This window comes from Ferribacterium limneticum, from assembly GCF_020510565.1.
GTDB classification, from domain to species: domain Bacteria; phylum Pseudomonadota; class Gammaproteobacteria; order Burkholderiales; family Rhodocyclaceae; genus Azonexus; species Azonexus limneticus_B.
The window spans coordinates 3,231,733-3,257,290 of the sequence record NZ_CP075189.1 but is presented as its reverse complement, the minus strand read 5'-3'; the positions used below and the strand labels follow the sequence as shown (position 1 = coordinate 3,257,290).

Annotated in this window: 22 protein-coding genes; 9 read left to right on the top strand and 13 right to left on the bottom strand. The window is 61.2% G+C overall.

The window, feature by feature from the left end; genetic code table 11:
• The first annotated feature begins 9 nt into the window (after positions 1 to 9).
• Positions 10 to 1,314: a DUF1329 domain-containing protein gene (locus tag KI610_RS15500; protein WP_226495863.1), complete on the top strand. Its 1,305-nt coding sequence runs from the start codon at positions 10 to 12 to the stop codon at positions 1,312 to 1,314.
• A 152-nt stretch (positions 1,315 to 1,466) separates the two neighbouring features.
• Here the strand turns inward: KI610_RS15500 and KI610_RS15495 are convergent, their stop codons facing one another.
• Positions 1,467 to 2,363 carry a LysR substrate-binding domain-containing protein gene (locus KI610_RS15495; RefSeq protein ID WP_226495862.1) on the bottom strand — a complete coding sequence of 299 codons (897 nt, stop codon included), beginning with the start codon at positions 2,361 to 2,363 and terminating at the stop codon, positions 1,467 to 1,469.
• Between the two features lie 336 nt (positions 2,364 to 2,699).
• Between KI610_RS15495 and KI610_RS15490 the strand changes: the two genes are divergently transcribed.
• From KI610_RS15490 to KI610_RS15470, 5 genes are all read left to right on the top strand, one after another.
• Positions 2,700 to 3,629 (top strand): catechol 2,3-dioxygenase, encoded by a 930-nt coding sequence (locus KI610_RS15490; RefSeq protein WP_226495861.1) that lies wholly within the window; start codon positions 2,700 to 2,702, stop codon positions 3,627 to 3,629.
• A 77-nt stretch (positions 3,630 to 3,706) separates the two neighbouring features.
• Complete coding sequence (locus tag KI610_RS15485) at positions 3,707 to 4,699, top strand: aromatic/alkene monooxygenase hydroxylase subunit beta (RefSeq protein WP_226495860.1); 993 nt, start codon at positions 3,707 to 3,709, stop codon at positions 4,697 to 4,699.
• A 9-nt stretch (positions 4,700 to 4,708) separates the two neighbouring features.
• Positions 4,709 to 4,978 carry an MmoB/DmpM family protein gene (locus KI610_RS15480; protein ID WP_226495859.1) on the top strand — a complete coding sequence of 90 codons (270 nt, stop codon included), beginning with the start codon at positions 4,709 to 4,711 and terminating at the stop codon, positions 4,976 to 4,978.
• An 18-nt stretch (positions 4,979 to 4,996) separates the two neighbouring features.
• Positions 4,997 to 6,517: an aromatic/alkene/methane monooxygenase hydroxylase/oxygenase subunit alpha gene (locus KI610_RS15475; RefSeq protein ID WP_226495858.1), complete on the top strand. Its 1,521-nt coding sequence runs from the start codon at positions 4,997 to 4,999 to the stop codon at positions 6,515 to 6,517.
• A 16-nt stretch (positions 6,518 to 6,533) separates the two neighbouring features.
• A complete protein-coding gene (locus KI610_RS15470) occupies positions 6,534 to 6,890 on the top strand; it encodes a phenol hydroxylase subunit P4 (protein ID WP_226495857.1) in 357 nt (118 codons plus the stop codon).
• A gap of 663 nt (positions 6,891 to 7,553) precedes the next feature.
• On the opposite strand, the gene KI610_RS15465 is transcribed toward KI610_RS15470, so the two are convergent.
• Positions 7,554 to 9,872 carry an acetate/propionate family kinase gene (locus tag KI610_RS15465; RefSeq protein WP_226495856.1) on the bottom strand — a complete coding sequence of 773 codons (2,319 nt, stop codon included), beginning with the start codon at positions 9,870 to 9,872 and terminating at the stop codon, positions 7,554 to 7,556.
• A gap of 265 nt (positions 9,873 to 10,137) precedes the next feature.
• Positions 10,138 to 13,176 carry a transglycosylase domain-containing protein gene (locus tag KI610_RS15460; RefSeq protein ID WP_226495855.1) on the bottom strand — a complete coding sequence of 1,013 codons (3,039 nt, stop codon included), beginning with the start codon at positions 13,174 to 13,176 and terminating at the stop codon, positions 10,138 to 10,140.
• A 562-nt stretch (positions 13,177 to 13,738) separates the two neighbouring features.
• Between KI610_RS15460 and KI610_RS15455 the strand changes: the two genes are divergently transcribed.
• Together KI610_RS15455 and KI610_RS15450 are read left to right on the top strand one after the other, a co-directional pair.
• The gene (locus KI610_RS15455; RefSeq protein WP_226495854.1) at positions 13,739 to 14,056 is read left to right on the top strand and encodes a helix-turn-helix domain-containing protein; all 318 of its coding nucleotides are present in this window, start codon (positions 13,739 to 13,741) and stop codon (positions 14,054 to 14,056) included.
• A gap of 9 nt (positions 14,057 to 14,065) precedes the next feature.
• Positions 14,066 to 15,388 (top strand): type II toxin-antitoxin system HipA family toxin, encoded by a 1,323-nt coding sequence (locus tag KI610_RS15450; RefSeq protein WP_226495853.1) that lies wholly within the window; start codon positions 14,066 to 14,068, stop codon positions 15,386 to 15,388.
• A gap of 698 nt (positions 15,389 to 16,086) precedes the next feature.
• Here KI610_RS15450 and KI610_RS15445 read toward each other — a convergent pair.
• From KI610_RS15445 to KI610_RS15430, 4 genes are read right to left on the bottom strand one after another with little or no spacing between them, the layout of a single operon-like run.
• A complete protein-coding gene (locus tag KI610_RS15445; protein WP_226495852.1) occupies positions 16,087 to 16,806 on the bottom strand; it encodes a phosphoadenylyl-sulfate reductase in 720 nt (239 codons plus the stop codon).
• A gap of 8 nt (positions 16,807 to 16,814) precedes the next feature.
• Entirely contained in the window at positions 16,815 to 17,324 is a 510-nt protein-coding gene (locus KI610_RS15440; protein ID WP_226495851.1) for a DUF934 domain-containing protein, read from the bottom strand.
• A complete protein-coding gene (locus KI610_RS15435) occupies positions 17,324 to 19,015 on the bottom strand; it encodes a nitrite/sulfite reductase (RefSeq protein WP_226495850.1) in 1,692 nt (563 codons plus the stop codon). Before KI610_RS15435 ends, KI610_RS15440 begins: the two co-directional genes overlap by 1 nt.
• Before the next feature lie 21 nt (positions 19,016 to 19,036).
• Entirely contained in the window at positions 19,037 to 19,813 is a 777-nt protein-coding gene (locus KI610_RS15430; protein ID WP_226498560.1) for a sulfite exporter TauE/SafE family protein, read from the bottom strand.
• An 81-nt stretch (positions 19,814 to 19,894) separates the two neighbouring features.
• Here KI610_RS15430 and KI610_RS15425 point away from each other — a divergent pair, with 81 nt between their 5' ends.
• Positions 19,895 to 20,836 carry a CysB family HTH-type transcriptional regulator gene (locus KI610_RS15425; protein WP_226495849.1) on the top strand — a complete coding sequence of 314 codons (942 nt, stop codon included), beginning with the start codon at positions 19,895 to 19,897 and terminating at the stop codon, positions 20,834 to 20,836.
• Here the strand turns inward: KI610_RS15425 and nosD are convergent.
• From nosD to KI610_RS15395, 6 genes are all read right to left on the bottom strand, one after another.
• Positions 20,827 to 22,056 carry a nitrous oxide reductase family maturation protein NosD gene (gene nosD, locus KI610_RS15420; RefSeq protein ID WP_226495848.1) on the bottom strand — a complete coding sequence of 410 codons (1,230 nt, stop codon included), beginning with the start codon at positions 22,054 to 22,056 and terminating at the stop codon, positions 20,827 to 20,829. The genes KI610_RS15425 and nosD overlap by 10 nt on opposite strands.
• Before the next feature lie 79 nt (positions 22,057 to 22,135).
• Positions 22,136 to 23,455, bottom strand: coding sequence for an EAL and HDOD domain-containing protein (locus tag KI610_RS15415; protein WP_226495847.1), 1,320 nt, complete (start codon positions 23,453 to 23,455; stop codon positions 22,136 to 22,138).
• Positions 23,456 to 23,519: 64 nt separating this feature from the next.
• Positions 23,520 to 24,311: a peptidylprolyl isomerase gene (locus tag KI610_RS15410; RefSeq protein WP_226495846.1), complete on the bottom strand. Its 792-nt coding sequence runs from the start codon at positions 24,309 to 24,311 to the stop codon at positions 23,520 to 23,522.
• A gap of 34 nt (positions 24,312 to 24,345) precedes the next feature.
• Entirely contained in the window at positions 24,346 to 24,612 is a 267-nt protein-coding gene (locus KI610_RS15405) for a BolA family protein (protein WP_226495845.1), read from the bottom strand.
• Entirely contained in the window at positions 24,609 to 24,911 is a 303-nt protein-coding gene (locus tag KI610_RS15400) for a YciI family protein (protein WP_226495844.1), read from the bottom strand. The genes KI610_RS15405 and KI610_RS15400 overlap by 4 nt, the downstream gene beginning before the upstream one ends.
• Positions 24,911 to 25,519, bottom strand: a complete 609-nt coding sequence (locus KI610_RS15395) for a septation protein A (RefSeq protein ID WP_226495843.1) — start codon at positions 25,517 to 25,519, stop codon at positions 24,911 to 24,913. The genes KI610_RS15400 and KI610_RS15395 overlap by 1 nt, the downstream gene beginning before the upstream one ends.
• Positions 25,520 to 25,558 lie beyond the last annotated feature (39 nt).

The following is a 25,558-nucleotide window of genomic DNA, read 5'->3' as shown; positions in this document are numbered from 1 at the left end:
GACATACCCATGAAAAAAACCATGATTCCTCTGCTCTTGGCGGGCTTGGTCGGTTCGGCATTCGCTGCTACGGAAGCCGATGTCGAAAATACCTTCAATCCCTACAAGGCTGGCATGCCCAGCGCGCCGGGTGTGACACCCGGTACGGTGATCACCAAGGCCAATGCCGACCAGTTCAAGGACGTCCTGTCGGTTGGTCTGTACAAACTGCTCAAGGATGGCGCTTTTGAAATGAAAGTGGGTCCTACCACCCAGTTCATGATCAACAGCAGCTACATCAACGCGACCAAGGCCAATCTGAACAAGACCAAGCTGGGCTCCAAGGCCGGCGAGAATCTGACGGGTTACGTAGCCGGTCGTCCATTCCCCGAGGAACCGGATGCGAAGGATCCGCGTGCGGGCGAAAAGCTGGCCTGGAACTACAAGTACGGTGTGAACTGGGGCGACGGTGCGGTCATTTCTCCGTTCTACTGGCGTTACCGCAACATGACCACCGGGCAGATCGAGAAGACCATCAAGTATGACTTCCACTTCCTGAACTTCATGCATCGCACCAAGGATGCGCCGATTCCGGAATTCACGCCGAATCCGTCCGGTCTGTACCGTGCGATTTACGTCAAGGCCAACGAGCCGCAGGATCTGAAGAATACGCAGTTGCTGATCCAGCGTTTCGAAGACGACAGCAAGCTCGACGACGCCTACCTGTATCTGGGCTTCCAGCGTCGCGTCCGTCGTCTGGCCCAGGGGCAGGTGACCGATTCCTTCCTCGGCTCCGATCTGATGATCGAAGACTTCGAAGGCTACAACGGCCGCGTTTCCGACATGAAGTGGAACTACAAGGGCACCAAGAACATGCTGTTGCCGATGTGGAACCACAACGAACTCAAGCTTTCCGATGAGTTCAAGGAAGCCGATGGCTACAAGTTCGTGAACTACGGCGGCCAGGGCGGCTGCTTCCCGGATGGCACCTGGCAGTTGCGCAAGGTCTATGTTCTGGAAGCCGTGCCGGTCAACCCGAATCACCCGATCAGCAAGCGGACTTTCTACATGGATGCCCAGTTGCAGAACCTGAACGGTGCCATCGACATTTACGACCGCAAGGGCGAACTGTGGAAGGCTTTCAGCGTTGGCAAGTCGCATCCTGACCATCACCTGCCGGTCAACAAGGGCTCGGGTATCGGTATCGATGACGGCGTGATCATGGTTGACGTCCAGGCCAAGCACTGCACGACCGCCCAGTTCAAGGGCCAGGTCGATCCGAAGAAGGCGCCTCCGGGCCTCTTCCAGGTTCAGAACCTGCGCGGCGGGGATTAACCACGCCTTAAGTATTTCACTGTCTCTGCGGGCGAGGGTTTCTGTATGGAAACCCCTTTCTCCCTCATTCGGGGGGCCTTTAGGCCCCCCATTTTTTTGTCCCGGATTTCAATTTTGATCAATTTTTCCGGTTGACCGTGGGACTCTCAAATCTAGTCGCTGGGCGCTTCCCGGAACTTCTGCACGCTGGCCAGGAAGGCCTGCAGGATCGGTGAGTGATCGTCGGTGCGGTAAATGCAGCTGAGGTCCACGGTGGCCGAAATGGCGTCGCGGAATGGCCGGCAGACGACGCCGGGCAGGCTGATGGTGGTGGCCGACTTGGGCACGATGGTCATGCCGAAGCCGCCGGCGACGAGCGCCATGCCGGTCACGGCGTCGCCGACCACCTGGGAAATCTGCGGCGTGACGCCCATGTTCCCGCACAGCTGGACGATGCGATCGACGAAGTTGGGGCGGGCGCCCGACGGGAACAAAACCAGCGGGTACTTGGCGACTTCCATGAACGGCACCGAGTCGAGCCGGGCCAGCGGGTGGTCCGCGCTGATCACGAGGTAGAGCGGCTCGCGCATGATCAGTTCGGTCGTGATGTCGGGCAGCGGCACGAGCATGCGGTTGAAGCCGATGGTGATGCGGCGCTGGCGCAGCGCTTCGATCTGTTCCGATTTCGACAGGGTGTGCAGCGAGACGACGACATCCGGGTTGGTGTCCTTGAACAGCTGCAGCAGCCTGGGAATGGTGCCCAGGATGCCGGTGCCGAAAATGCCGATGTCGAGCCGCCCGAGCTTGCCCTGGCCGGCCCGCTTGGTGCGCTCGATGGCCTGCTCGACGAGGGCGCGGATATTGGTCGCCTCCTCGTAGAACATCTCGCCGGCCTGGGTCAGCTCGACGCCGCGTGGCGTGCGTATGAACAGCTGGACGCCGAGTTCCTCTTCCAGTTGCTGAATCTGCCGGGTCAGCGGCGGCTGCGAGATGCACAGGCGCAGCGCGGCACGTCCGATATTCAGTTCCTCGGCAACGGCGATGAAATATTTGAGGTGGCGCAGGTCCATGGGCTGTTCCTTGGTGCTTGCTCGAAAAGGTATGGCTGTGTGCAAAATCTGGTATTGGACAGTATAGCTCAGGCTTCCTAATCTGCTCTCAGCGACGAGGCAATCGCTTACGTAGTCGGTTGATAAATTTCTTCATTTTCTAAAAACAGCTTGATCAAGAATGTTCAATCAAGTTTCGGTTAAATGAATCAATTTACGATTGGTTAATGTAAACAAGGCTTTGCCAATTTGGCATGCATCCTGCGATTAGCCTCTCGACAAAAGACATTCGCTAAAAAATGGATGTCGTTGAAATGGGTTATTTCAAGTCATTAACGAAAAAGAGGAGACAAGATTATGGCAATGACAGGCGTACTTCGCCCGGGGCATGCACAGGTTCGCGTGCTGGATCTGGAAGAGGCAGTGACTTTTTATCGCGACGTTCTAGGTCTGGTCGAAACCGGCCGTGACACCCAGGGGCGCGTCTATTTCAAATGCTGGGACGAGCGCGACCACAACAGCTATGTGATCCGTCAGGCCGACCGGGCCGGCCTCGATTTCTTCGGCTTCCGCGTGCTCGACAAGGCAACGCTCGACAAGCTCGATGCCGACCTGCAGGCCTACGGCCTCAAGACCGAGCGCATCCCGGCCGGTGAAATGCTGGAAACCGGCGAGCGCGTCCGCTTCACGCTGCCTTCCGGCCATGTCATGGAGCTGTATGCCGAGAAGTCCAAGATCGGCAATGGCATTCCCCTGGTCAATCCGGCGCCGTGGAGCAAGGCGCGCGATAACGGCATCGCGCCGACGCGCCTCGACCACTGCCTGCTCTACGGCCCGAATGTCGCCGAAGTGCAGAAGATTTTCACCGAAGTGCTCGGTTTCTATCTGGTCGAACGCGTCCTGACGCCGGATGGCAATGGCAATGCGGCGATCTGGCTGTCCTGCGGCCAAAAGGTGCACGACATCGCTTTCGCCGAGTATCCGGAACCCGGCAAACTGCACCACTGCTCATTCCTCATGGAAAGCTGGGAGCAGGTCCTGCGCGGCGGCGACATCATGTCGATGAATGCCGTACCGGTCGATATCGGCCCGACCCGCCACGGCGTGACCCGTGGCTGCACCATCTACGCTTGGGACCCGTCCGGCAACCGTTTCGAAACCTTCTTTGGCGGCCACCTACCGTACCCCGACTACGAGCCGATGACCTGGACTTTCGACAACTTCGGCCAGGGGCTCGATTACCCGCAACGCAAGCTGCACGAGACTTTCCTGACTGTCGTCAGCTGAAAGCGCCGGCACGAATCGGGACGGCTGCCGCGCGCCGCGGCAGTCGCATCACATAATTCCAAAAGGAGACAGGACGAATGCAAATCGATCTTCGCACCGTCAGCATCAAGCAGCAGCGCAACACCTTTGATCATCTGGCGCGCCGCTTCGGCGACAAGCCGGCCTCGCGCTACCAGGAGGCCAGCTACGACATCCAGGCGACCGAAAACCTGCACTACCGGCCGACCTGGGATCCCGATCAGCTGATCTACGATGCCTCGATCACCAAAATCGTCATGGCCGACTGGTATGCGCTGAAGGATCCGCGCCAGTACTTTTACAACAACTACACGCTGGCCCGCGCCCGCCAGCAGGAAACGGCCGAAGCAAATTTCAGCTTCGTCGAAAGCCGTGCTCTGGCCGACATGTTGCCGGACGAGTTGAAACAGATTGCGCTGGATGTGCTGGTTCCCCTGCGCCATGCCGCCTGGGGCGCCAACATGAACAATTCCTTCATCTCGGGCTATGGCTACGCCGCCATCTTTACCCAGGCGTGCATGTTCCACGCCATGGACAACCTCGGCATCGCCCAGTACCTGTCGCGCCTCGGTTTGCTGCTCGGCGATCAGGAGGCGCTGACCGAAGGCAAGACCGCCTGGCTGGACGATGAAGCCTGGCAGCCGATGCGCCGCTATATCGAGGATTGCCTGGTCGTGCGCGATCCCTTCGAATTGTTCGTCGCCCAGAACGTGGCGCTCGACGGCCTGCTCTATCCGCTGGTCTATGAGCGCATCGTCGATGGCCACCTGTCATCCCAAGGCGCGTCGGCCGTGGCCATGCTCTGCCAGTTCATGAACGACTGGTTCGATGAAACCCGCAAGTGGGTCGATGCCGTCATGAAAGTGGCCGCCGCCGAGTCGGAGCACAACCGCGCCATCCTGCAGGAGTGGACGGAAAAGTGGAGCACCCGGGCCGCTGCCGCCATGTTGCCGGTTGTCCGCAAAGCGTTGGGGGCGGATGCCGAAGAAGTCGTCGGCGAAGAAGTCGCCGCCTTCAAGGCGCGCCTGAAAAAAGTCGGCGTGGAAATCTGAGGAAAAACCATGTCGACCGTATTCATTGCCCTGCAAGCCAACGAAGACACGCGTCCGATCATCGACGCCATCGTGCAAGACAACCCGACTGCCATCGTCAATCGCCAGCCGGCCATGGTCAAGATCGACGTTCCCGGTTCGATGACCATCCGTCGCGAAACCATCGAGGAACACATAGGCCGCGCCTACGACCTGCAGGAACTGCAGATCAACCTGATCACCCTCTCCGGCAATGTCGACGAGGACGAAGACAGCTTCACCCTGCGCTGGAATGCCTGAGAGTAGAAGGAGATAAAAATGGACATGCAAGTTGCCAAGAAGAAACTCAGCCTGAAAGAAAAATACAAGCTGCTGACCCGCGACCTCGGCTGGGACACGACCTATCACACCAAGGACGAAGTCTTTCCCTACGTTCAGTACGAAGGCATCAAGATTCACGATTGGGATAAGTGGGAAGACCCCTTCCGCCTGACCATGGATTCGTACTGGAAATACCAGGCCGAGAAGGAGCGCAAGTTCTACGCGATCATCGATGCTCACGCCCAGAACAACGGTCACCTGAACATCACCGATGCCCGCTACCTGAGCGCCCTGAAGATTTTCCTGCAGGCCATCAGCCCGGGCGAATACGCCGCCGGCAAGGGCTTTGCCCGGATGGGTCGGGAATTCCCGGGCGTCGGCACGCAGGTCGCCTGCCAGATGCAGTCGATCGACGAGATCCGTCACGCCCAGACGCAGATTCACGCGCTGTCGAACTACAACAAGTTCTACAACGGCTTCCACGCCTTCGCCGACGCCCGTGACCGCATGTGGTACTGCACGCTGCCGCGCTCCTTCTTCGACGACGCGCTGTCGTCCGGGCCGTTCGAATTCATGATCGCCATCGGCTTCAGCTTCGAATACGTGCTGACCAACCTGCTCTTCGTTCCCTTCATGTCCGGTGCTGCCTACAACGGTGACATGGCGACGGTGACCTTCGGTTTCTCGGCGCAATCCGACGAAGCCCGTCACATGACGCTCGGCCTCGAGTGCATCAAGTTCATGCTCGAGCAGGACCCGGCCAATCTGCCGATCGTCCAGGGCTGGATCGACAAATGGTTCTGGCGCGGCTTCCGCCTGCTCGGCGTGGTCGGCACGATGATGGACTACATGCTGCCGAAGCGCGTCATGTCCTGGCGCGAGGCGTGGAATATCTACGGCGTCGAGAACGGCGGCGCCCTGTTCCGCGATCTGGCGCGCTACGGCATTCGCCCGCCCAAGGGCTGGGACGACGCCGAGAAGGGCATCGATCACATGTCGCACCAGTTCATGCTGGCGCTTTATCAATACAACTTTGGCACGGCTTTCCATAGCTGGATTCCGTCCGAGGACGAAATGGAATGGCTGTCGAAGAAGTATCCCGACACCTTCGACAAGTACTACCGTCCGCGCTGGGCCCACCTCAGCAAGCTCAAGGCCGCCGGCACGCCGTTCGCCAACATGGGCCTGGCCAAGCTGTGCCAGACCTGCCAGATCCCGACCGTGTTCACCGAGCCGGACGATCCGACCTCGCTGTGCCAGCGCGAAACCGAATACAAGGGCGAGAAATACCACTTCTGCTCGGACGGTTGCCAGCACATCTTCGAGAACGAGCCGGAAAAGTACATCCAGGCCTGGCTACCCATGCAGCAGCTCTTCCAGGCGCCGATCAACGGCGATCTCGGGGCGTGGATGAACTGGGTCAGCCTGGTTCCGGGCAAGGACAACGGGGATTTCGACGGCTCCGAGGACGAGCGCAATTTCGCAGCCTGGCGCCAGCAGACGACCAGCAATCAGTGAATATCGGGAGAGATAAATGGCATTGACTTCAACCAAGCCCTACGTCGGCGTTCCGCGTGACGTGGTGCAAAACTTCAATGGCAAGCAGATCGTTTATGTTTGCTGGGATCACCACATGTTGTTCGCGACGCCGCTGCTGCTCGTTGTCGAGCCGGGGATGAGCTTTGGCGATCTGCTGGAGAATGTCGTCAGGCCGCTGATTGGGGCTGATCCGGATGCGGCGGTGGTGGATCTGGCTTCGGTCGCATGGCTGAAGGCCGGCCAGCCGTGGAAGCCTGATCCGGCTGCCAGTTTGGCGGCTAATGGGATTGTTCATAAGGAGCAATTGCGTTTCAGTACGCCGGGGGTTAATTCGCTGCTGGCGGCGGCTTAAAGACTGTAGCCCGGGGTTCGGGCTTGGGTTTCCGCCTTGCTGGCGGGCGTACTTTCTTTTGCTTCGCCAAAAGAAAGTAGCCAAAGAAAAGGCGACCCCGAGGGCGGCGCCGGCGTTGCCGGTCCCTTGCGCTACTCGGCAGGCCGGGCGGCTGCGGAACTCGGGCTTCGCCCTCAAACAGTCCTCGCCGACTGCCCCCGGCCTACCTGCGTTGCTCAGCGCCTTCCACGGGGGGCCCAAAGGCGTCCATGCTCAACCGTTGTGCCGAAAAAAGCGGGTTTCCACGGTCAACCGGAAAAAACGGCCAAAAATGAAATCGGCCATTCTGGCACCCAAGCTCAACTACAGGTCGTTTCACCGGGCCCCTTGAGAGGTGCCGAGCAACGCAGGAAGGCCGGGGGCCTTCGGCGAGGACTGTCTGAGGGGCGTAGCCCCGAGTTCCGCAGCCGCCCGGCTTTCCTAGTAGCGCAGGGAACCGGCGCAGCCGGCACCGACCCAGGGTCGCCTTCTTCTTTGGCTACTTTCTTCTTGGCGAAGCAAGAAGAAAGTACGCCCGCCAGCAAGGCGGAACCCCAAGCTAATTTAATGCGCCCCAGCAGCAACATCCGGAAATCCGGCTCAAAAAAATGGCCGGACAAGCCGGCCATTATCAGCAGTGTCGGATCAATGCCGGCTCTGAATTTCCTCAATGTACCCCAGCATCCCGGTCTGGATATTGCCCGCATTGCCTTCATCGGTATCGATATGCATGGCCAGGCGGAAGGCCGGATTGACCCGGACGACCACGTCGCCGAAGATCAGCTGGCGTTCGCCTTCGATGCGCACGCGGACGACGTAGTTGTCGCGCACATGGAAGCGCATGGCGTCTTCCGGCGTCATGTGGATGTGACGCTGGGCGCAGACGACGCCGCGTTCGATGACCGAGCTGCCGTACGGGCCTTCGAGCGTCACGCCGGGCGTGCCGGCGAGGTCGCCGGACTGGCGGATGGGGGGCTGGATGCCGAGCTTGAACTGCTCGGTCATGGCGATCTCGACCTGGGTTTCCTTGCGCGTCGGGCCGAGGACGCGGACCTTGGCGATCCGCCCCTTGGGGCCGACGAGATGGACTTGTTCTTCACAGGCGAACTGGCCGGGCTGCGACAGTTCGTGCATGGGCGTTAGCTGGTGGCCGGGGCCGAACAGTTTTTCGACGTCGGCCTGCGAGAGGTGGGCGTGGTGGGCAGAGATTTCGACCGGAATCGGTAGTTCTTCGGCGTTGGCCGCCAGCAGCAAGGCATTGCGCTCGATGGAGCGCAGCGTTTCCCAGGCAACCAGGCGCTCGTCGTCATTGGCGACGACGAGGATGGTGACCGGCGAATCGTCGGCCGAGATGATGGCGAAATTGTCGACGCTGCCGACATTGCGGTTCTTTTCCTCGTCGAGCTTGATGCCCATGAATTCAAGGCCCTGGCAGGCCAGGCTGCGCACCGTGGCGCTCGTTTCACCGACATCGCCGGTAAAGGCCAGAACGTCGATGCCGCCCATCGCCGCGACGTAGGCGCCAATGTTCTTGCGCACCTGGTAGCAGTAAGCCTTGTGGGCGAGCAGGGCGCGGTGGTGGCCGTCGGCAGCGGCGGCCTCGATGTCGTGGATGTCGCTGGAAATGCCGGAGATGCCCTTGAGGCCACTTTCGCTATTGATCAGCGTCGATAGCTGCTCGGGCGACATGTGGTGCTTTTCCATGAGGTGAATCATCACCGCCGGGTCGATACTGCCCGAACGGCTCGGCATGATCAGGCCGTCGCTCGGTGTCATGCCCATCGTCGTGTCGATCGAACGGCCGTGGTCGATGGCGCACAGCGAGGCGCCGATGCCGAGGTGGCAGGAGACGATTTCCAGTTCGCCGAGCGGGCGCTTGAGGACTTCAGCCGATTTCAGCGAGACGTAGCGGTGCGAGGTGCCGTGGAAACCGTAACGGCGGATGCCGTGCTGCTTGTAGAGGTCGTAGGGCAGGCCGTAAAGGTAGGCGTAGGGGGCCAGCGTCTGGTGGAAGGCGGTGTCGAAAACGGCGACTTGCGGCACGTTCGGGAACAGCTTCATGGCGACGCGGATGCCGGCGACATTGACCGGGTTATGCAGCGGGGCGAAGACGGACAGCTCTTCGATGTCGGCGATGACGGCCGGGGTGATGACGACCGAACTCGAGAACTTGTTGCCGCCATGGACGACGCGATGGCCGATGGCGCTGACGTCTTCGGGGTGGAAGGTGAAGGCCTCGCCGAGCAGGGCGGTGGTTTCCTGCATGACCGCGAACAGGTCGGAGAGCTTGAACGGCGCGTGGTCGATACTCTTCTGCTGGGTGCCGACCTTGACGGTGATCCGCGTCACCTGCTGGTCGGCGTGGTCGATGATGCCGTGCACATCGGCGCCACTCTCTTCGGTGTCGTAAATGCCGAAATGAATCTGGCTGATGCCGACATTGAGGACGACGACCTTGCCCGGCTCATTGGTGGTCAGCGACAGCGCGTACGGGTCGCGCGAGCGGACGATGGCATTGGCCTGGGCGGTGACCAGATCGACCGACATGGCGCGGGTGCGGTCGGCGAGCAGGCGCGAAAGATAGCCGACGGCCTTGGGGTTGGTCAGGATGTGCGTGTTGAAGACTTCCTGCGGGATCATCAGCACGAAGCAACGGTTGCCGGCGATGACATCGGCGACGATGCGGTCGCCGGTGAGCAGCGACATGACGCCGAAGACATCACCGACGCCAAGCTGGGTGATGACGGCGCGGGTGCCGGTGTTGTCGGTCATCGAGATCTCGGCGTGGCCGCTGATCATGACGCCGATGAAACGGCCGTCGTCGCCGGTTTCGAGGATGGCTTCGTTGCCTTCGTAGGTGGCCAGGCGGGACTTGATGACGATTTCCTCGACCTTGTCGGCCGGAAAGTTCTCGAACAGGCGCACCTGCTCAAGGAAGAATCGTTTCAGATCAATTTCGCTCATGCTGTTTTCCCTTGCCTTGAAGGCTATATCTTATGGCCACAAGACTACCATTTTGTTGCGATGCAGCAAAGCGTGGATAACCGCAGCTTGATTTAATTTGTGCCGATGTTTTCGCGCTTTCCTGCTGGCGGGATTTTGCGCAAATACTGGGGGATGGCACATTTGATTTTTTGCTGTTTTTTCCGGTTGACCGTGGCAATCGGCAGCGTTCGGATAGCCATGAAAAACCCGGCCGCAGCCGGGTTTCATTGACAGGACGTCAGCCTCAGCCCTTGCACTTGCCTTCGGCCGCCGGGCGATCGGCGATCAAAGGACGCAGGGCCGGTTCCATTTCCTTCATGATCTGCACCGGCAGCGCGGAGGTGAAGTCGTAGCCGGCCGCCTTGGAGCCGGGAACGAAGGCAGTGACGACGCCGTAGAAACGCTCGCCGATGTAGAAGGCGAAGGTGGCGGCGCGGTTCATGACCTTGGCGCTGCGCACACCGCCGTCGGCGCCGATGACCTTGGAACGGTGGTCGCCGGTGCCGGTCTTGCCGCCCATGGCCAGCGGCTGTTCCTCGTGGTCGCGGTAGGTATCCTTGATGCGCCGGGCCGTGCCGCTATTGACGACGCGGAGCAGGGCGCGCCGCGTGACCTGGGCGACTTCGGCCGGCATGACGCGCTGGCCAGCGGCGGTCTGGTGCTGCAGGCGGGTTTCGAATGGGGTATTGGTGGCGAAGTGGAGTTCGTCGATGCGCACCGTCGGCCGGCGGATACCATCATTGACGACGATGCCCATGAGCTCGGCCAGCGCGGCCGGGCGGTCGGCCGAACTGCCGATCGAGGTGGCCAGCGAGGGCACCAGATGCTCGAAAGGGTAACCCAGGCGGCGCCACTCTTCGGCGATGCGCTCGAAGGCGGCGACTTCGACGACGATGTCGATGCGCACCTGCTGGGCATGCTTGAAACGCGGGGCGAACAGCCATTTCGAGGCGTCGCGGCGGGCTTCGACGCTGGCCGGGACGATATCCTTGAGCGTCGCTTTGGGATCGCTCTGGAGGTGGCGGACCAGCCACAGCTCGAGCGGATGGACGCGGGCCAGATAGCCCTGGTCGGCCAGGTTGTACTGGCGCGTGGCGTGCATGTCGAACAGGCGGCGCAGCCCGGCGTCGGTGCCGGCCCGCTCGCCAAGCTGCTTGCGCATGAAGGCGGCAAAGCTGTCGAAATCACTCTTCGGCAGCACGCTCAGGTAGGCGGCGGCCTGCGGGGTCGGGCGGGACGGGACTGAATCGCTGAGAACTTCGAGGCGATCGGCCGGGGCGACGTCGCGGTATTTGTGCCAGTAGGTGCGCAGGAAGCCGAGGCCTTCGCGCTCGGCGAAGCGGTTGAGGAAGGCCTGACGGGTCTCGTCGTCATCCTTGTCGCGCAGGCCGCGGGCCGGGGCGTCGACGGCCTCGTAGGCGTGGTAGTGGACGACGTCGTGCATGATGCGCACGAAGGAGAGATTGACCGACTGTTCGAGCGCTTCGGCGACGCTCGGCACCTTGCCGTCGTCTTCGTGCTTGAAATTGCCGAAACGGTGGATGCCGCCGCCGGTGAAGAAGGTGGCGCCGGGATCGGCCGAGTAGCGGCGTTCCATGGCGGCTTCGAGCAGTTCTTCCAGCGTCGTTTCCGGTTTGGCGCGCAGGATGTCGATGGCCCAGTTGCTCAGGCGGTCGGCCGGATGTTGCTTGAGCTTGGCCAGTTCTTCCGGCGGCGTCTGGCTGTAGCGTTTGTGCAGGTCGGCGACGACCAGCAGGTAGGACACCAGGGTGCGGAACTTGGCGCTGGAGCCGAGATCGAGCTTGGTGCCGGCGTTGATGTCGAGCGGCTGGTCGAGGTTGTCGGCCTGGATGCGCAGGACGTTGGCGGTCGGCGTGCGCTCGTAGAGCGTCAGGCTGTAATTGACCTGTTTCGGATCGCCCTTGGCCAGCAGCCGGCCTTCCTTGAGGCCGGCGCAGGCCAGGAAAGCCGGGTCGGCCAGGCGGTTGAGGACGCGCGTCACGGCCTGCTGGCTCGGGCCGTCGAGGGTGCTGTGCACGGTCAGGTCGTAGCGGTCGAGGGCGTAGAGGTTTTCGACGTTGAGCAGATCGCCCAGCGTGCCGCGGATTTCATTGACCGCCTTGCGCTCGACGAAGGACACCTCTTCGGCCGGCCGGGCCTGGCGGGCTGGGCTGATCTGCACGAGCAGGGCGGCTTCGCGCAGGTCGGTAGGGATCAGATGGTCGTCGGCGAGCAGGCGGATATAGCTGTCGGTGAGCGTGTTGAGGCGCCCCGTGGTGTCGCCGAGCAAGCCGGACGGCCGGCGCTGGGCGACGAAGAGCGAGAGCGCCTGCTTGAAGGCCTTGGCGCGTTGCGTCAGATCAGCCTTGGGGTCGGCCAGCAGCTGGTTGATCTGGCTGAAATCCTGGCCGTACCAGGCCCACAGGCCATCGCCCAGGCCATTGACCTCGCCGTAGCCGGGGATGCCGCCGAGCGGCACGGAATTGACGAAATCGAGCACGATGCGGCGGCGGGCCGGCAGGTTTTCCTCGCCGTCCTGGTAGGCGCGCAGGGCGGCCGACATCATCTGGTGATATTTGTCCTTGCTGTCATGCGTGCGGCCGCCGGGCGAGTGGCGGAATTTCTCGATCTGTGTGGCCAGCGTGCTGCCGCCGGCCCGACCACCGCCGAGACCAACCTGGCGGGCGGCCTGGCCGGCCGCGACGCGGGTCAGCCGGCCCCAATCGACTGCCGGATTGTGTTTCGGCGAATTGGCATCGAGCAGATCGCGGTTTTCGATGAACAACAGCGCTTCGACCAGCACCGGCGGGATCGCCTCGAAGCTGGCGTACTGGACGCGCGGATACTGGCTGTCGTAGAGCGGCTGGTCGTGGCGGTCAAGGATGCTCAGGCCGGCCCGCGATTTCTCGCGGTAAATGGGGAAGTGGCCGCGCCCGACAATGGCGCGGAAGCCTTTGGATTGCCGGGCCTGTGCGGCAACAGTGAAACCGGCACCGGTCAGGCGCGGCAGGAAGGTATTGAGCTGCGCATAGCCCAGGCGCTGTTCGTAGGGGCCGGTGCTGGGCAGCCAGATGTCCTTGTCGGCGCCGGGCTCGACGGTCCATGTTGACGTTCTCGCCCGTTCGGCGAAATGGCTGGCCTGGATGAAGGACTCCTCCAGCTCGACCCAGGCGACGCCGGCAACTGCGGCGCCGACGACGATGAGGCCAAGGAGAAGCTGGAATTTCCAGCGTGGCGGGTGGGGCTGGAGCAGGAAGCTTTGTTGCGGGTCGAAGCGGGCCATGAGTCGGGGGCAGGGGGTTCGGAAGCGTGATGGGCGAAAGCGTGGGCGCGCCCGGCGTTTCTGTTTTTATGTGAGGTACGGCGGAGTCAAAATCCGTTACGAAGTTTGCATGATAAGTCAGTCCGGGTAATTCTACGCGCTCCCGAAACGCTTCATTGTCTGCGCTTCCTCCGGCGGCTCGCCGGTATCCAGTCCGACGGGCGTCGGGATCAGCGGTCGGGAGCGAAAGCGGCTTCAGGGATTTCAATTTTGGCCGTTTTTTCGGGTTGACCGTGGCAATCACGTTTATGGCCGAGAACCAGCGCTCAGGCGGCGATTCGGTCTTGCTGCAGGGGGAACTGAGGGCTTGATGCCAGGTTCGCTGCACGGGCTGTGCTAATTAATATGTAATAAACTTTTGAAAAGCGCAATATGGTGCGCGTTATAGAAAATAATATTTAATTAGCGCAATATTATGCGCGTTACAGAATATTGTATTTATGATATGGTGCGTCAAAAGATGCGCTTAGTTGTCTAATATTCAAACTAAGCGTGTAATAGTGCGTCTTGTGGAGAATGTGACATGCAAACCAGTCGTACGCTCGCCGAACTCGAAGCGGTCCTGGGCGAGCAGGTAAAAAAGCTCCGGCTGAGCCGAAACATCGACCAGACCCTGCTCGCCGAACGCGCCGGGATCAGTCGCCGGGCCCTGCAGAATCTCGAGGCGGGCACGGGGTCGAGTACCGCCAGCCTGCTCTCCGTGGTGCGCGCGCTTGATCGTGAAGACTGGCTGACGCTCCTGGCGCCGACCGCCACGATCAATCCGTTGAACATGGTTCGCGCCCGTCGGGAGCGGCAGCGGGCAACGTCTACCCGCGTCAAGTCGTCGCCGGCCAAATAGCGCGCAGCCATGGCTACTCTTCCCAAGCCCCGTCGTACCCGCGCTGCGCCGTACAAGCACGTCGACCGTGTCGAAGTCCATCTCTGGGGCCAACTCATGGGCGCCGTTGCCCTCGACCCGAGCTATGGCTTCTACGCCTTTGCCTACGACCCGAAGTTCATCGCCAAAGGGATCGAGCCCTCGCCCCTGCGCATGCCGCTGCGCGAAGAGCCCTACATCTTTACCGATCTGCCGCGCGAAACCTACAAGGCGCTGCCGGCACTGCTCAGCGACGCCCTGCCGGACGATTTCGGCAACGCCCTGATCAACAAATACATGGCTGACCGCGGTATCCCGGCCAGCCAGGTTTCTGAAATCGACCGGCTGGCCTACATGGGCAACCGCGCCATGGGCGCCATGATTTTCAAGCCGGGCCGCGGCCCCATTCGCCAGAAACCGACGCCCATCGAACTGAGCGACCTGGTCAGCGAAGCGCGCAAGGCCGTTGCCGGGACGATTGAAGACGACGAGCAGACCGACGCCGCCCTGCGCAGCATCATCGACGTCGGCACCTCGGCCGGCGGGGCGCGCGCCAAGGCGGTCATCGCCTGGAACCGGACGACCAACGAGGTGCGCTCCGGGCAGTTCGAGGCCGGCGAGGGCTTCGAACACTGGCTGCTCAAATTCGACGGCATCGGCAAAGACCTCGAACTCGGCGCCTCGGGGGGCTACGGCCGTATCGAGCAGGCCTATTACCTGATGGCCAGGGCGGCCGGCATCGAGATGATGGAATGCCGGTTGCTCGAAGAAAACGGCCGGGCGCACTTCATGACGCGCCGTTTCGACCGCGAAGACGGCGCCGTCCGCCACCACATGCAAACCCTGTGCGCCATGGACCACCTGGACTACAAGAGAAAGGGCACCAACGCCTACTCGCAGCTTTTCCTGGTCATGGACAAACTCGGGCTGCCCTACGAGCAGAAGGAAGAGGCGTTCCGGCGCATGACCTTCAACGTCATGGCGCGCAACTGCGACGACCACACCAAGAACATCTCGTTCCGCCTGAAAGCCAACGAAACCTGGGCCCTGTCCCCCGCCTACGACATCACCTTCGCCCACAACCCGGCTGGAGAGTGGACCAACCAGCACCTCATGTCGGTCAATGGGAAATTCAAGAACTTCAGCGAAGCCGACCTGCTGGCCGAAGCCGACCGCTTCAAGATCGGCACGGCACCGAGGGTGATCAGGAAGGTCAGGGAAACCATCAGGAACTGGCCTGAGTTTGCGCGGGAAACCGGGGTGCCTGATGCGGAGATTGAAAGCATCGGCGGCCAGCATTTGCTGCTGGGCTAGGCTTGGTTCGAGCCTGGCCCCTATGGCACTGATGAGCTTCCTGAGAGCAGAGATGATGCTTTCTGCATGGGGAGCAAGCGTAACCTAATTTAGACCGCGATTGATTAGGCCAAAGTGCTCATTAAGTAAATTGCATGCCTTTTTCGCCTCTCCTGCACCCACACACGAGAGCAGTGTTACAGACTCGCCAATGCTATTTGATACGGCGACGTAGTACGTTACGCCAGGCCTTCGTGTCGCAGTATATACGCTCGAAAACTCACGAATTTGGATAGGGATACGATTGGTCCGCACCAACCAGCGCGGCGCCTGAAAGGTGGCCAGCCCAGTTTTTAAATCAACATGAACAACACGTGGTGTGGTCAAGAATTTCCAGCATAGAGCTGCTGCCATAGCGATAAACACTCCACCTACTATGACCGCCATAGGCTTATTCAACTGAACCAACAAGCCGCCACAGCCCGCAGATAGTGGTGCTAGTAGTGCGAAATACAGCAGGTTGCCCGGAGAATATCGAAAATCGACTGAGTTCATGGGTAAGAGAGTCAAAGGTTCGGAGTCATTTCATTTTCGCCCATTTTTTCCGGTTGACCGTGGAAATCATGCTTATGGCGTAAATTCACTATTCGCCCGACATTTTAGCGTCAGCCAACAAAAAACCCGGCTCGAAGCCGGGTTTTTGATGGTCTTGAACGGGGTCAGCCTTTGACGTGCAGCCCGCATTCCTTGGTTTCCGGATTCTCCCACCACCACCGCCCGGCGCGGACGTCCTCGCCCGGCGAGATGGCGCGGGTGCAGGGGGCGCAGCCGATGCTGGGGTAGAACTTGTCGTGCAGGGCGTTGTAGGGCACGGCGTGTTGCTTGATGTAGGCCCAGACTTCCTTTTCGCTCCAGTCCGACAGGGGATTGAATTTTTCCAGGCCGTTGCCTTCGTCGTATTCGCGGAAGGGCAGGCCGGTGCGCGTGGTGGCTTGCTGGGCGCGCAGGCCGGTGATCCAGGCGCGCTTGCCAGCCAGGGCGCGTTTGAGCGGCTCGACCTTGCGGGCGTGGCAGCAGGCTTTGCGCAGGGTGACGGAGTCGTAGAAGCCGTTGATGCCGTGGTTGCGGACGAAGGCTTCGACTTCTTCGGCTTGCGGGAAGTAGATTTTCAGCTTGAGGCCGTAGTGCTTGCGCAGGGCATCCATCAGGTCATAGGTTTCGAGCGGCAGACGGCCGGTGTCGAGGCTGAAGATTTCGATGGGCAGCTTGGCCTTGACGATGAGGTCGGTCAGCACCATGTCTTCGGCGCCCAGGCTGTTGGCGAAGGCGGCGGTCGACCAGTTGACGGCGATGTCGGCGAGCAGGGCTTGCACGGCCTTGGTCTTGGTGGCGACGCTGGCGGTCAGTTCGGGCGTGATGTTGAGCAGGCTGGGGGACATGGATGTTCCTAGGCGCGACGGCGGAAATGGGGTTGCGGCTGGGTGGTCGAGGCCTGGTAAGCGTCGCTGAAGGTGCTGAAGCCGGCTTCGATGGCGACCACGACGTTCTTCCCGTCCTTCAGTGCGTAGCTGTCGAAACCAACCCGCTGCATGTAGAACAGCTGGTCGTGCAGCACGTCGCCGACAGCGCGCAGTTCGCCTTGGTACTGGTAGCGCTGGCGCAGCAGGCTGGCTGTCGAGTAGCCGCGGCCATCGACGAATTTCGGGAAGTTGACGGCGATGACGATGAAGTAGTCGAGATCGGCTGCAATGTCTTCGACGCGCTCATCGGGCTGGATGAGCAGGCCGATGCGCTTGTGGCAGGAGATGATCTCGGCCTTGCGCGCCTGCCAGACGGCAAGCGGGAAGATGACGTCGCCAGCCGGCAGGGCGACCGTTTCCGGCGTTTCGCCTTCAGCGATTTCGAGCGTTTTCCAGGTGTCGACCGTAGCCGTCCCGTGCTTGATCAGTTGCGCCATTATGCGGCCTCCTTTTGTGCTGCCTTGGCCTTGCCGTGGGCGCGGCCTTCGTAAACGCGGTTCTTGAACGGGTCGATGCCGATGCGATCGAAAGTGTCGAGGAAACGCTCGTCGGGGTGACGGCTTTCGATGTAAACCTTGATGATCTTGTCGACAACGTCGGGCATTTCATCGGCCGCGAACGACGGGCCGATCACCTTGCCGAGTTTGGCGTCGTTGCCCTGACGGCCGCCCAGCGTGACCTGGTAGAACTCGGAATCGTTCTTGTCGACGCCGAGCACGCCGATGTGGCCGACGTGATGGTGGCCGCAGGCGTTCATGCAGCCGGAGATGTTGAGGTCGATTTCGCCGATGTCGAACAGGTAATCGAGATCGTCGAAGCGGGCCTGAATGGCGGTGGCGATGGGGATGGACTTGGCGTTGGCCAGATCGCAGAAATCGCCGCCCGGGCAGCAGATGATGCCGGTCAGCAGGCCGATGTTCGGCGTGGCGAGGCCGGCGGCTTTGGCCTTCTGCCAGACGTCGTAAAGGTCGGCCAGCTTGACGTCGGCCAGGATGATGTTTTGCTCGTGGCTGATGCGCAGTTCACCAAAACTGTACTGGTCGGCGAGGTCGGCAACGACGGCCATCTGCTCGGAAGTGATGTCGCCTGGCGCAACGCCGTGCTTCTTGAGCGACAGCGTGACGGCGGTGTAGCCCGGCACCTTGTGCGGGTGGGTGCTACGGTCAACCCAGTTTTTGAACGATTTTTCAAATGCCAGCTTTTCGCTCAGGCCGGCATCGTCGGCGCTCACTTTTTCGTAGGCCGGGGCGCTGAAGTGGGCGGCGACGCGGTCAAATTCGGCTTGCGTCAAGGTGGCCGGGCCGTTCTTGCCGTGCGCCCATTCTTCTTCGACCAGTTGGGCGAAGGCTTCGACGCCGAGCGCCTGGACGAGAATCTTGATGCGCGCCTTGTAGGCGTTGTCGCGGCGGCCTTGACGGTTATAGACGCGCAGGATCGCTTCGCAATAGGTCAGGATGTGTTGCCAGGGCAGGAATTCGCGGACGATCTGGCCGCGGATCGGCGTCCGGCCGAGGCCGCCACCGACGATGACGCGGAAGCCGACTTCGCCGTTTTGCTGCTGAAGTTGCAGGCCGATATCGTGGAACCACGTCACGGCGCGGTCCTCCTTCGTCCCGGAAATGGCGATCTTGAACTTGCGCGGCAGGAAGGCGAATTCCGGGTGGAAGGTCGTCCACTGGCGGAGGATTTCGGCCAGCGGGCGCGGGTCGATCACTTCATCGGCAGCAACGCCAGCGAACTGGTCGGTGGTGATGTTGCGCAGGCAGTTGCCCGAGGTCTGGATGGCGTGCATTTCGACTTCGGCCAGCTCGGCCAGAATCTCCGGCACGTCCTCGATCTTCGGCCAGTTCAGTTGCAGATTGTGGCGCGTTGTGAAGTGGCCGTAGCCGCGGTCATACTTGCTGGCAACGTGCCCGAGCGTGCGCAGCTGGGCCGAATTGAGCATGGCGTAAGGCACGGCAATGCGGAACATCGGCGCATGGCGCTGGATGTAGAGGCCGTTCTGCAGGCGCAGCGGGCGGAACTCGTCGTCGCTCAGTTCGCCGGCTTTCCAGCGGCGGACTTGATCGCGAAATTGGTCGACGCGCTCGTTGATGAGCTGGCGGTCGATGGCATCGTATTTGTACATGAAACGTCCTTGGGGAAAACGTCAGGCAAAAACCAGCTTGGTGCCGATGAGCACCAGCATGGCAGCCAGAAGGCGGCGCAGGATGTGCTCCGGCACCTTGGCGGAAACTTGTGTCCCAACCCAGATACCGGGCAGAGAGCCAAGCAGCAGCGCACCGAGCAGCGGCCAGTCAACTCCGCCGAGCATCCAGTGGCCGAGGCCGGCAACCAGCGTCAGCGGCACGGCGTGGGCAACATCCGATCCGACAATGCGGACCGGAGAAAGTTTGGGGTAGAGGAAAAACAGCGCAGCAACGCCAAGCGCGCCAGCGCCGACCGACGAAATGGTGACCAGCACGCCGAGAATGACGCCGACGGCGACCGTGATCTTGCCCAGGCAGCACTGGCGCAGCGGCGAATCTTCGTGCTTCGATGCGTAGTCGCGCAACTTGCGGCCGAACAGGATGGCAACGGCGGTCAGCATCAGGGCAAAACCGAGGCCGTGCGAAATGATCTGGCCGATGACATTGCTACCCTTCGGCAGCTGCGACAGGATATAGACCGTAATGGCGGCAGCCGGGATGCTGCCGAGCGCCAGCCGGCCGGTGACGGCCCAGTCGATATGGCCTTTCCTGCCGTGCGCCACGGTGCCGCCGGCCTTGGTCATCGCCGCATAAAGCAGATCGGTGCCGACGGCGGTGGCTGGTGGCACGCCGAACAGCAGCACGAGCAGCGGCGTCATCAGCGAGCCGCCGCCGACGCCGGTCAGCCCGACAATGGCGCCAACGGCAAAGCCGGAAAGGGTGTAGAGATAATCCATGGTGAGCATGTTAACCGCGGCCAATTGAATCAAAAAGAATATTGAGTTAGATTGTTATATCGATAAGTTATTAAGTCTGCCATGAAACTCCAACAACTGCGTTACATCGTCGAAATCCAGCGCCAGGGACTCAATGTCTCCGAGGCTGCGGAATCGCTCTACACCTCGCAGCCCGGCATCTCCAAGCAGGTCAAGCTGCTCGAGGACGAACTCGGCATCGCCATCTTCGAGCGCAGCGGCAAGCGTTTCACCGGCGTCACCGAGCCGGGCAAGGTGGTGCTGACCATCGCCGAACGCATCCTGCGCGAGGCGGAAAACCTCAAACGTGCGAGCAGCGAGTTCGCCACGGGAAATTCCGGCCGGCTGATCCTGGCCGCGACGCACACCCAGGCGCGCTATGCCTTGCCGGTGGTGGTCCGTGATTTCGTCGCGCAGCACCCCGACGTCAAGCTCGAAATGCACCAAGGCAGCCCGATCCAGATCGCCGAATGGGTGGTCGCCGGCGCCGCCGATATCGGGATTGCCACCGAATCTCTCGACCAGTATCCGCAACTGATCACCCTGCCAGTGCGCCAGTGGACGCATTGCGTGATCGCCCCGGAGGGCCACCCCATCCTCAAATCGCAGCCATTGTCACTGAACGAACTGGCGAAATGGCCGCTGATTACCTACGACACGGCGTTTACCGGCCGTTCGCGCATCAACCGCGCCTTCGAGCGCATCGGGGCGCAGCCGAATGTGGCGCTGACCGCCCTCGATGCCGACGTGATCAAGACCTACGTCAGCCTCGGCCTGGGGTTGGGCATCATTTCCGCGCTGGCTTTCGACGCCCAGCGCGATAGCGGCTTGGTGGCGATTGATGCCGCCCATTTGTTCGAATCGAACACGACGCGGCTCGCCCTGCGCCGCGGCACCTATCTGCGCCGCTACGACTACGACCTGATTTCGCTATTTGCCCCGCATCTGTCCAAACGGGTGGTCGAAATGGCCATGCAGGGCGGCGGCGACGAATATCAGTTGTAGGCTTTGGCCGGCTGCATGCGCGGCGCCGTGTCGCGCAGGATGAGCGAAGGCGCCGAAAATGGCGCCAACCGTTCAAGGAAATCGAGCAGTTCAAGCACCGGCGAATTGCGGAAAAAAGTGACGCTCGGCGTCTCGATCCACAGGCGGTCGGCGTAAGCGTGCAGTTCGTGCGGCTTGTCGCCGAAACCGTCGCCATCGAGGTCGAAACCCTCGTAGGTATCCCAGGTATTGCCCCACCAGGTGTCGTTCATCGGGTCGCCATCGCCGATGGCCGTGACTGGCCACAAATTGCTGCGGAAGGTGTTGTTGATGGCAATGTGGCCGCCCTTGGCGCCATAAAAATAGATGCCGGTGATGTTGTGGGCGATGACATTGTTGATGAAAACGATGCGGTTGATGGCGTCCATCGGCGAATCGGCCATGATGCCGTGGGCGCAGTGCACGATTTCGTTGTCGATGACCAGCGCCGCCGAGGTTTCCTTGAGCGCGATGCCGGCGCCGGAGGCGTCCATGGCGTGCAGGATTCGGTTGCCACGGATGATCAGGCCATCGGAGTTGAGGGCGATGATGCCGGTCGAGTTCTTGTCGAGAATGTTACGGTCAACCAGACTTCGGTGCGAAAAAAGGAAATTGAAGGCCCGCCTGCTGTCGCGGATGGTGTTGCCGGTGTAGCGGTTGTGCGGCGAATTGCTCACCGTGATGTCGCGGATCTGCGCGATGTCGTTGTTCTCGATGCGGTTGCCCGTGCTGTACCAGAGGCGCAGGCCGTCGCCACGGTCGGCCGAATCGACCGGGCGCGAGCGGATGCGGTTGTGGCGAATGATGCTGTCGGTCGTCCGGTGCAGCGAAATGCCGAACAACACGTCCTCGATCACATTGTTTTCGATGAGCAGTCCGCTGCCTTCGGTCACCATGATGGCGCCGTCGATGGCGTCATGCGAATCGCCGCTGGCGCGCAGGGTCAGGCCACGAATGGTCACTCGGTCGGCCTTGATGGTCAGCACCGTCCCCTTGCCACCACCATCGACGATGACCTTGCCGTTGCCTTCCAGTGTCAGCGGCTTGGTGATGCTGGCCGGGCCGCGGTAGATGCCGGGCGGCAGGCGCAGGATGGTGCCCGGCAGCGCCGTATCGATCCAGGCCTGCAGGGATTGGTCGGCGGCGTGGGCCGGCAGCAACAGGCTTAGGCAGAGGGCAGCGAAGAAAAGACGGTTGGCCATTGCAGCGGATTTAGCCACCGCCGACAAATTCCGGCCTCAACCTGCATCAAGTTTTCCGGCGAAATTCAGGCTGGCCGGCTTATTCCCAGTATTCGGTGACTTCGCTGGCCCAGGCCGTGGCGGCGAGCAGGGCGCGGTTGACCGTGGCCGGGTCGACGCCGGCTTCCTGCGCCGTAGTTTTCATGCGTGGCAGATCGAAATCCTCACACGCTTCGGCCACCGCCAGCAGTGGGGCATAAGGGCCGCTGCGTTCAAGCAGCGCGTTCCTGATGTCATCGGCGAGCAGCATGTCGTTGAGTGTTTCGGCCAGCGGCCGATGCAGCAATTCGCCGAGGCAGGAAAAAATTCCGGTCAGGAACAGCGGGTCATGCGCGACGCCCGGCATCGACTGTTCGCCGAGTACCTCCATCAATCGGCCACGGGTCAGTGCATTCTCGACCAGCAGCCAGTCGCCGAAATGCGGGTCACGCACCGAAAAAAGCAGCACCGAGAGCCAGCGGGTCAGGCGCTGGCGGCCGAGAATGACCAGTGCCTGCGCCAGCGAGTCGATACGATTGCTCAGGCCGAGGGCCGGGGAGTTCAGGTAGCGCAGGATGCGGAAACTGAGCAGCGGGTCCTGCTTCATCGCCGCTGCAATCTCGGCCGTCTCGGCATCGCCCTGGACCAGGCGCATGATGTTGAGCAGTAGCGCCTTGTGCGGATCGCCGCTGTTATCCGAACGAACGCCCGAATCCGAGCTGGCGAATTTTCCGTGGAAATTGTCGAAATGCCACTGCTGGCAGAAGCGCAGGTCGTCGAGCGTTTCGACATTGCAGGCCAGCAGCTTCTTGGGGCGTTCTCCCGCACTGGCCCGGACCGCAGCGGAAAAGTCGCGGGCGGTATCGGCTTCGTTGGCGCCGATATCGATGGCTGCATAGTCGGCCAGATGGATGACCTTGGCGAACGCCGGGTTCTTCGGCTGGCGGAATACGCCGATCTGGATGCCGCGCTCGTGCAGCCGGTCGATTGCCTCGCCTACGATGTCCGCTTCGGCATCGGCGGCCAACTGGAGGACAAGGACGATATTCGTCGTTTTCAGGCGGTCGACCGCAGCCAGATCGAGGCTGGCGGAACTGAGCGGAATGAAGGCGAGGCTGGTATTCCAGGCGTCGGTGCTGGTGTTCAGCGTATCGAGCAGAGTTTCGTCAAAGCTGCGCTGGCGGGCATCGTCAGCCTCGGCCAGCATTGTCGATTCCTGCAGCGTGAAAACGTGACCGGACAGGCGATTGTTGCGGTCAAAAACGGCTTCGCGGCGAAGAAACTGGGTCGCGGCGGCGGTCGTTTGCGCTACCGGGGTGGGCTGGGTCGCGTCGGCTGGCCCGGATTTTCCGCTGAACAGTTTTTTCAGGCTGTTGAACACACTCGTCTCCCACAAACAAAAATGCCCACCGCAGGGTGGGCATTTTCGCATGCTCGGCGAAGGTTTAGTCGACCTTGGCCTTGCCGCGTAGTTCCTTGACCAGGTTTTCAACCTGCTGCTGGCCGGCGCGCTGCTGCAGTTGCGGCTTGACCTGATCGAACGGAGGCGGGGTCATCGGACGCGAGTCGTCGAGCTGGATGACGTGGTAGCCGAAGTCGGACTTGACCGGTGCCTTGGTGTATTCGCCCTTCTTGAGCTTACCCAGCGCTTCGCCAAACGGCTTGACGTAGGCGTTCGGGGAGCTCCAGCCGAGTTCGCCGCCCTTGTCCTTGGAACCCGGATCCTTGGATACCTTGGCCAGCTCGGAGAATTTCTCGCCCTTCTCCAGCTTGGCGATGATCGCCTTGGCGTCGTCTTCCTTCTCGACCAGCACGTGACGGGCCTTGTATTCGGTGGCGCCGAGGTTGGTCTTGATCAGTTCGTACTCGGCCTTGAGCTGGGCTTCGCTGATCGGGTTGGCCTTGACGTAGTCGGTCAGGTAGGCGCGGATCAACACGGCTTGCTTGGCGAGTTCGATCTGGCCCTGGATGTTGGCCGACTTGTCGAGGCCTTTCTTCTTGGCTTCCTGGGCGAGGATTTCGCGACGCACAAGCTCTTCCTTGACGGCGTTTTTCAGTTCCGGCGAATCCGGAGCGCCCTGGGCCTTCTGTTCGGTGACGAAAGCGTCATAGACGCTTTGGGAAATCGGCTGGCCGTTGACGGTGGCAAAGGCCTTGCCCTTCTCGGCAGCAAAAGCCGGGGCAGAAACGATGGCGCCGGCGATAAGCAGAGCGGCCAGACGGGAGAGCTTGAGCATGTATCTATCCTTGGGTGAAGGGAATATCGAAAAATTATACTTCGCCGGGTACTTCGGCGCGAATGCTGAGCGCATGAATCCTGCCGCGCATCAAGTCACCAGCAGCATCATAAATCATGCGATGACGGGCCATGGTACTTTTACCGGCGAATGCCTGTGCAACAATTTGTAACTGGTAGTGTCCGCCGTCGCGCGCACCGGCATGGCCGGCGTGGCGGTGCGAATTGTCGATGATGGCGATGGAATCCGGTTGCAGCACGGCCAGTCTCTGGCGCAGCAACTCAACAGTCCCGGCACTCACGCCGGCAAAACCTTCTTGAACGGCTTGATGACAACCTTTTCATAGACGCCGGCGGCGATGTAGGGGTCGACATCGGCCCAGGTCCGGGCAGCTTCAAGCGAGGCGAACTCGGCGATGATGATGCTTCCCGAAAAGCCGGCCGGGCCAGGGTCCGGCGAGTCGATGGCCGGGCAGGGACCGGCCAGGATCAGGCGACCTTCGGCCTGCAAGGCCTGCAGGCGCTCGACGTGGGCGGGGCGGGCGGCCATGCGCTGGTCGAGCGTACCGGCTTTGTCTTCAGCGATGATGGCGTAGAGCATTACTTTTCTTCCTCAACATATTTTGAAAGCAGCATCCCCTGGCCGAGGACGAAGACGAGCATCAGGCCCATGCCGCCGAACAGTTTGAAATTGACCCAAGTATCGGTCGAGAAATTGAAGGCGACGATCAAATTGACGGCGCCCATGACCAGGAAAAAGGCGATCCACGACAGATTGACCTTGGCCCAGACCGGCTCTGGCAGCGTCAGCTGCTCGCCGAGCATGGCCTTGATGGCGTTTTTCTTGAGCACATAGGCGCTGAAAGCCATGCTGCCGGCGAATACCCAGTACAGGATGGTCGGCTTCCACTTGATGAATGCTTCGTTCTGGAAGGCCAGGGTCATGCCGCCGAAGACGACGACGAGAACGAGGCTGACCCAGAGCATCTTGTCGACTTTGCCGTGGCGGAAATGCACCCAGATGATCTGGGCGACGGTGGCCGCGATGACGACAACGGTGGCGAGCAGGATCGGCGCCAGCTTGACGTCGTCGGGGACGAAGCCGAGCAGCGAGCCCATCCAGCTGGCCGCGAGTTCAGGGCTCTTTTCCGCATATTTGAAAGTGGCGAAAAAGAGAATGACGGGGAAGAGGTCGAAGAGCAGTTTCATGGCGGGGCATTATATACTGCGGAAAACAACTATCCGGCA

Excerpts from the sequence above, each read along its gene's own strand:
- KI610_RS15440 (WP_226495851.1), bottom strand. The coding sequence starts at position 17,324 with ATGGCGCAACTGATCAAGCACGGGACGGCTACGGTCGACACCTGGAAA.
- KI610_RS15475 (WP_226495858.1), top strand. The coding sequence starts at position 4,997 with ATGGACATGCAAGTTGCCAAGAAGAAACTCAGCCTGAAAGAAAAATAC.
- KI610_RS15470 (WP_226495857.1), top strand. The coding sequence starts at position 6,534 with ATGGCATTGACTTCAACCAAGCCCTACGTCGGCGTTCCGCGTGACGTG.
- KI610_RS15445 (WP_226495852.1), bottom strand. The coding sequence starts at position 16,806 with ATGTCCCCCAGCCTGCTCAACATCACGCCCGAACTGACCGCCAGCGTC.
- KI610_RS15410 (WP_226495846.1), bottom strand. The coding sequence starts at position 24,311 with ATGCTCAAGCTCTCCCGTCTGGCCGCTCTGCTTATCGCCGGCGCCATC.
- KI610_RS15450 (WP_226495853.1), top strand. The coding sequence starts at position 14,066 with ATGGCTACTCTTCCCAAGCCCCGTCGTACCCGCGCTGCGCCGTACAAG.
- KI610_RS15395 (WP_226495843.1), bottom strand. The coding sequence starts at position 25,519 with ATGAAACTGCTCTTCGACCTCTTCCCCGTCATTCTCTTTTTCGCCACT.
- KI610_RS15500 (WP_226495863.1), top strand. The coding sequence starts at position 10 with ATGAAAAAAACCATGATTCCTCTGCTCTTGGCGGGCTTGGTCGGTTCG.
- KI610_RS15430 (WP_226498560.1), bottom strand. The coding sequence starts at position 19,813 with ATGGATTATCTCTACACCCTTTCCGGCTTTGCCGTTGGCGCCATTGTC.
- KI610_RS15425 (WP_226495849.1), top strand. The coding sequence starts at position 19,895 with ATGAAACTCCAACAACTGCGTTACATCGTCGAAATCCAGCGCCAGGGA.
- KI610_RS15485 (WP_226495860.1), top strand. The coding sequence starts at position 3,707 with ATGCAAATCGATCTTCGCACCGTCAGCATCAAGCAGCAGCGCAACACC.
- KI610_RS15480 (WP_226495859.1), top strand. The coding sequence starts at position 4,709 with ATGTCGACCGTATTCATTGCCCTGCAAGCCAACGAAGACACGCGTCCG.
- KI610_RS15490 (WP_226495861.1), top strand. The coding sequence starts at position 2,700 with ATGGCAATGACAGGCGTACTTCGCCCGGGGCATGCACAGGTTCGCGTG.
- KI610_RS15435 (WP_226495850.1), bottom strand. The coding sequence starts at position 19,015 with ATGTACAAATACGATGCCATCGACCGCCAGCTCATCAACGAGCGCGTC.
- KI610_RS15460 (WP_226495855.1), bottom strand. The coding sequence starts at position 13,176 with ATGGCCCGCTTCGACCCGCAACAAAGCTTCCTGCTCCAGCCCCACCCG.
- KI610_RS15400 (WP_226495844.1), bottom strand. The coding sequence starts at position 24,911 with ATGCTCTACGCCATCATCGCTGAAGACAAAGCCGGTACGCTCGACCAG.
- nosD (WP_226495848.1), bottom strand. The coding sequence starts at position 22,056 with ATGGCCAACCGTCTTTTCTTCGCTGCCCTCTGCCTAAGCCTGTTGCTG.
- KI610_RS15495 (WP_226495862.1), bottom strand. The coding sequence starts at position 2,363 with ATGGACCTGCGCCACCTCAAATATTTCATCGCCGTTGCCGAGGAACTG.
- KI610_RS15465 (WP_226495856.1), bottom strand. The coding sequence starts at position 9,872 with ATGAGCGAAATTGATCTGAAACGATTCTTCCTTGAGCAGGTGCGCCTG.
- KI610_RS15455 (WP_226495854.1), top strand. The coding sequence starts at position 13,739 with ATGCAAACCAGTCGTACGCTCGCCGAACTCGAAGCGGTCCTGGGCGAG.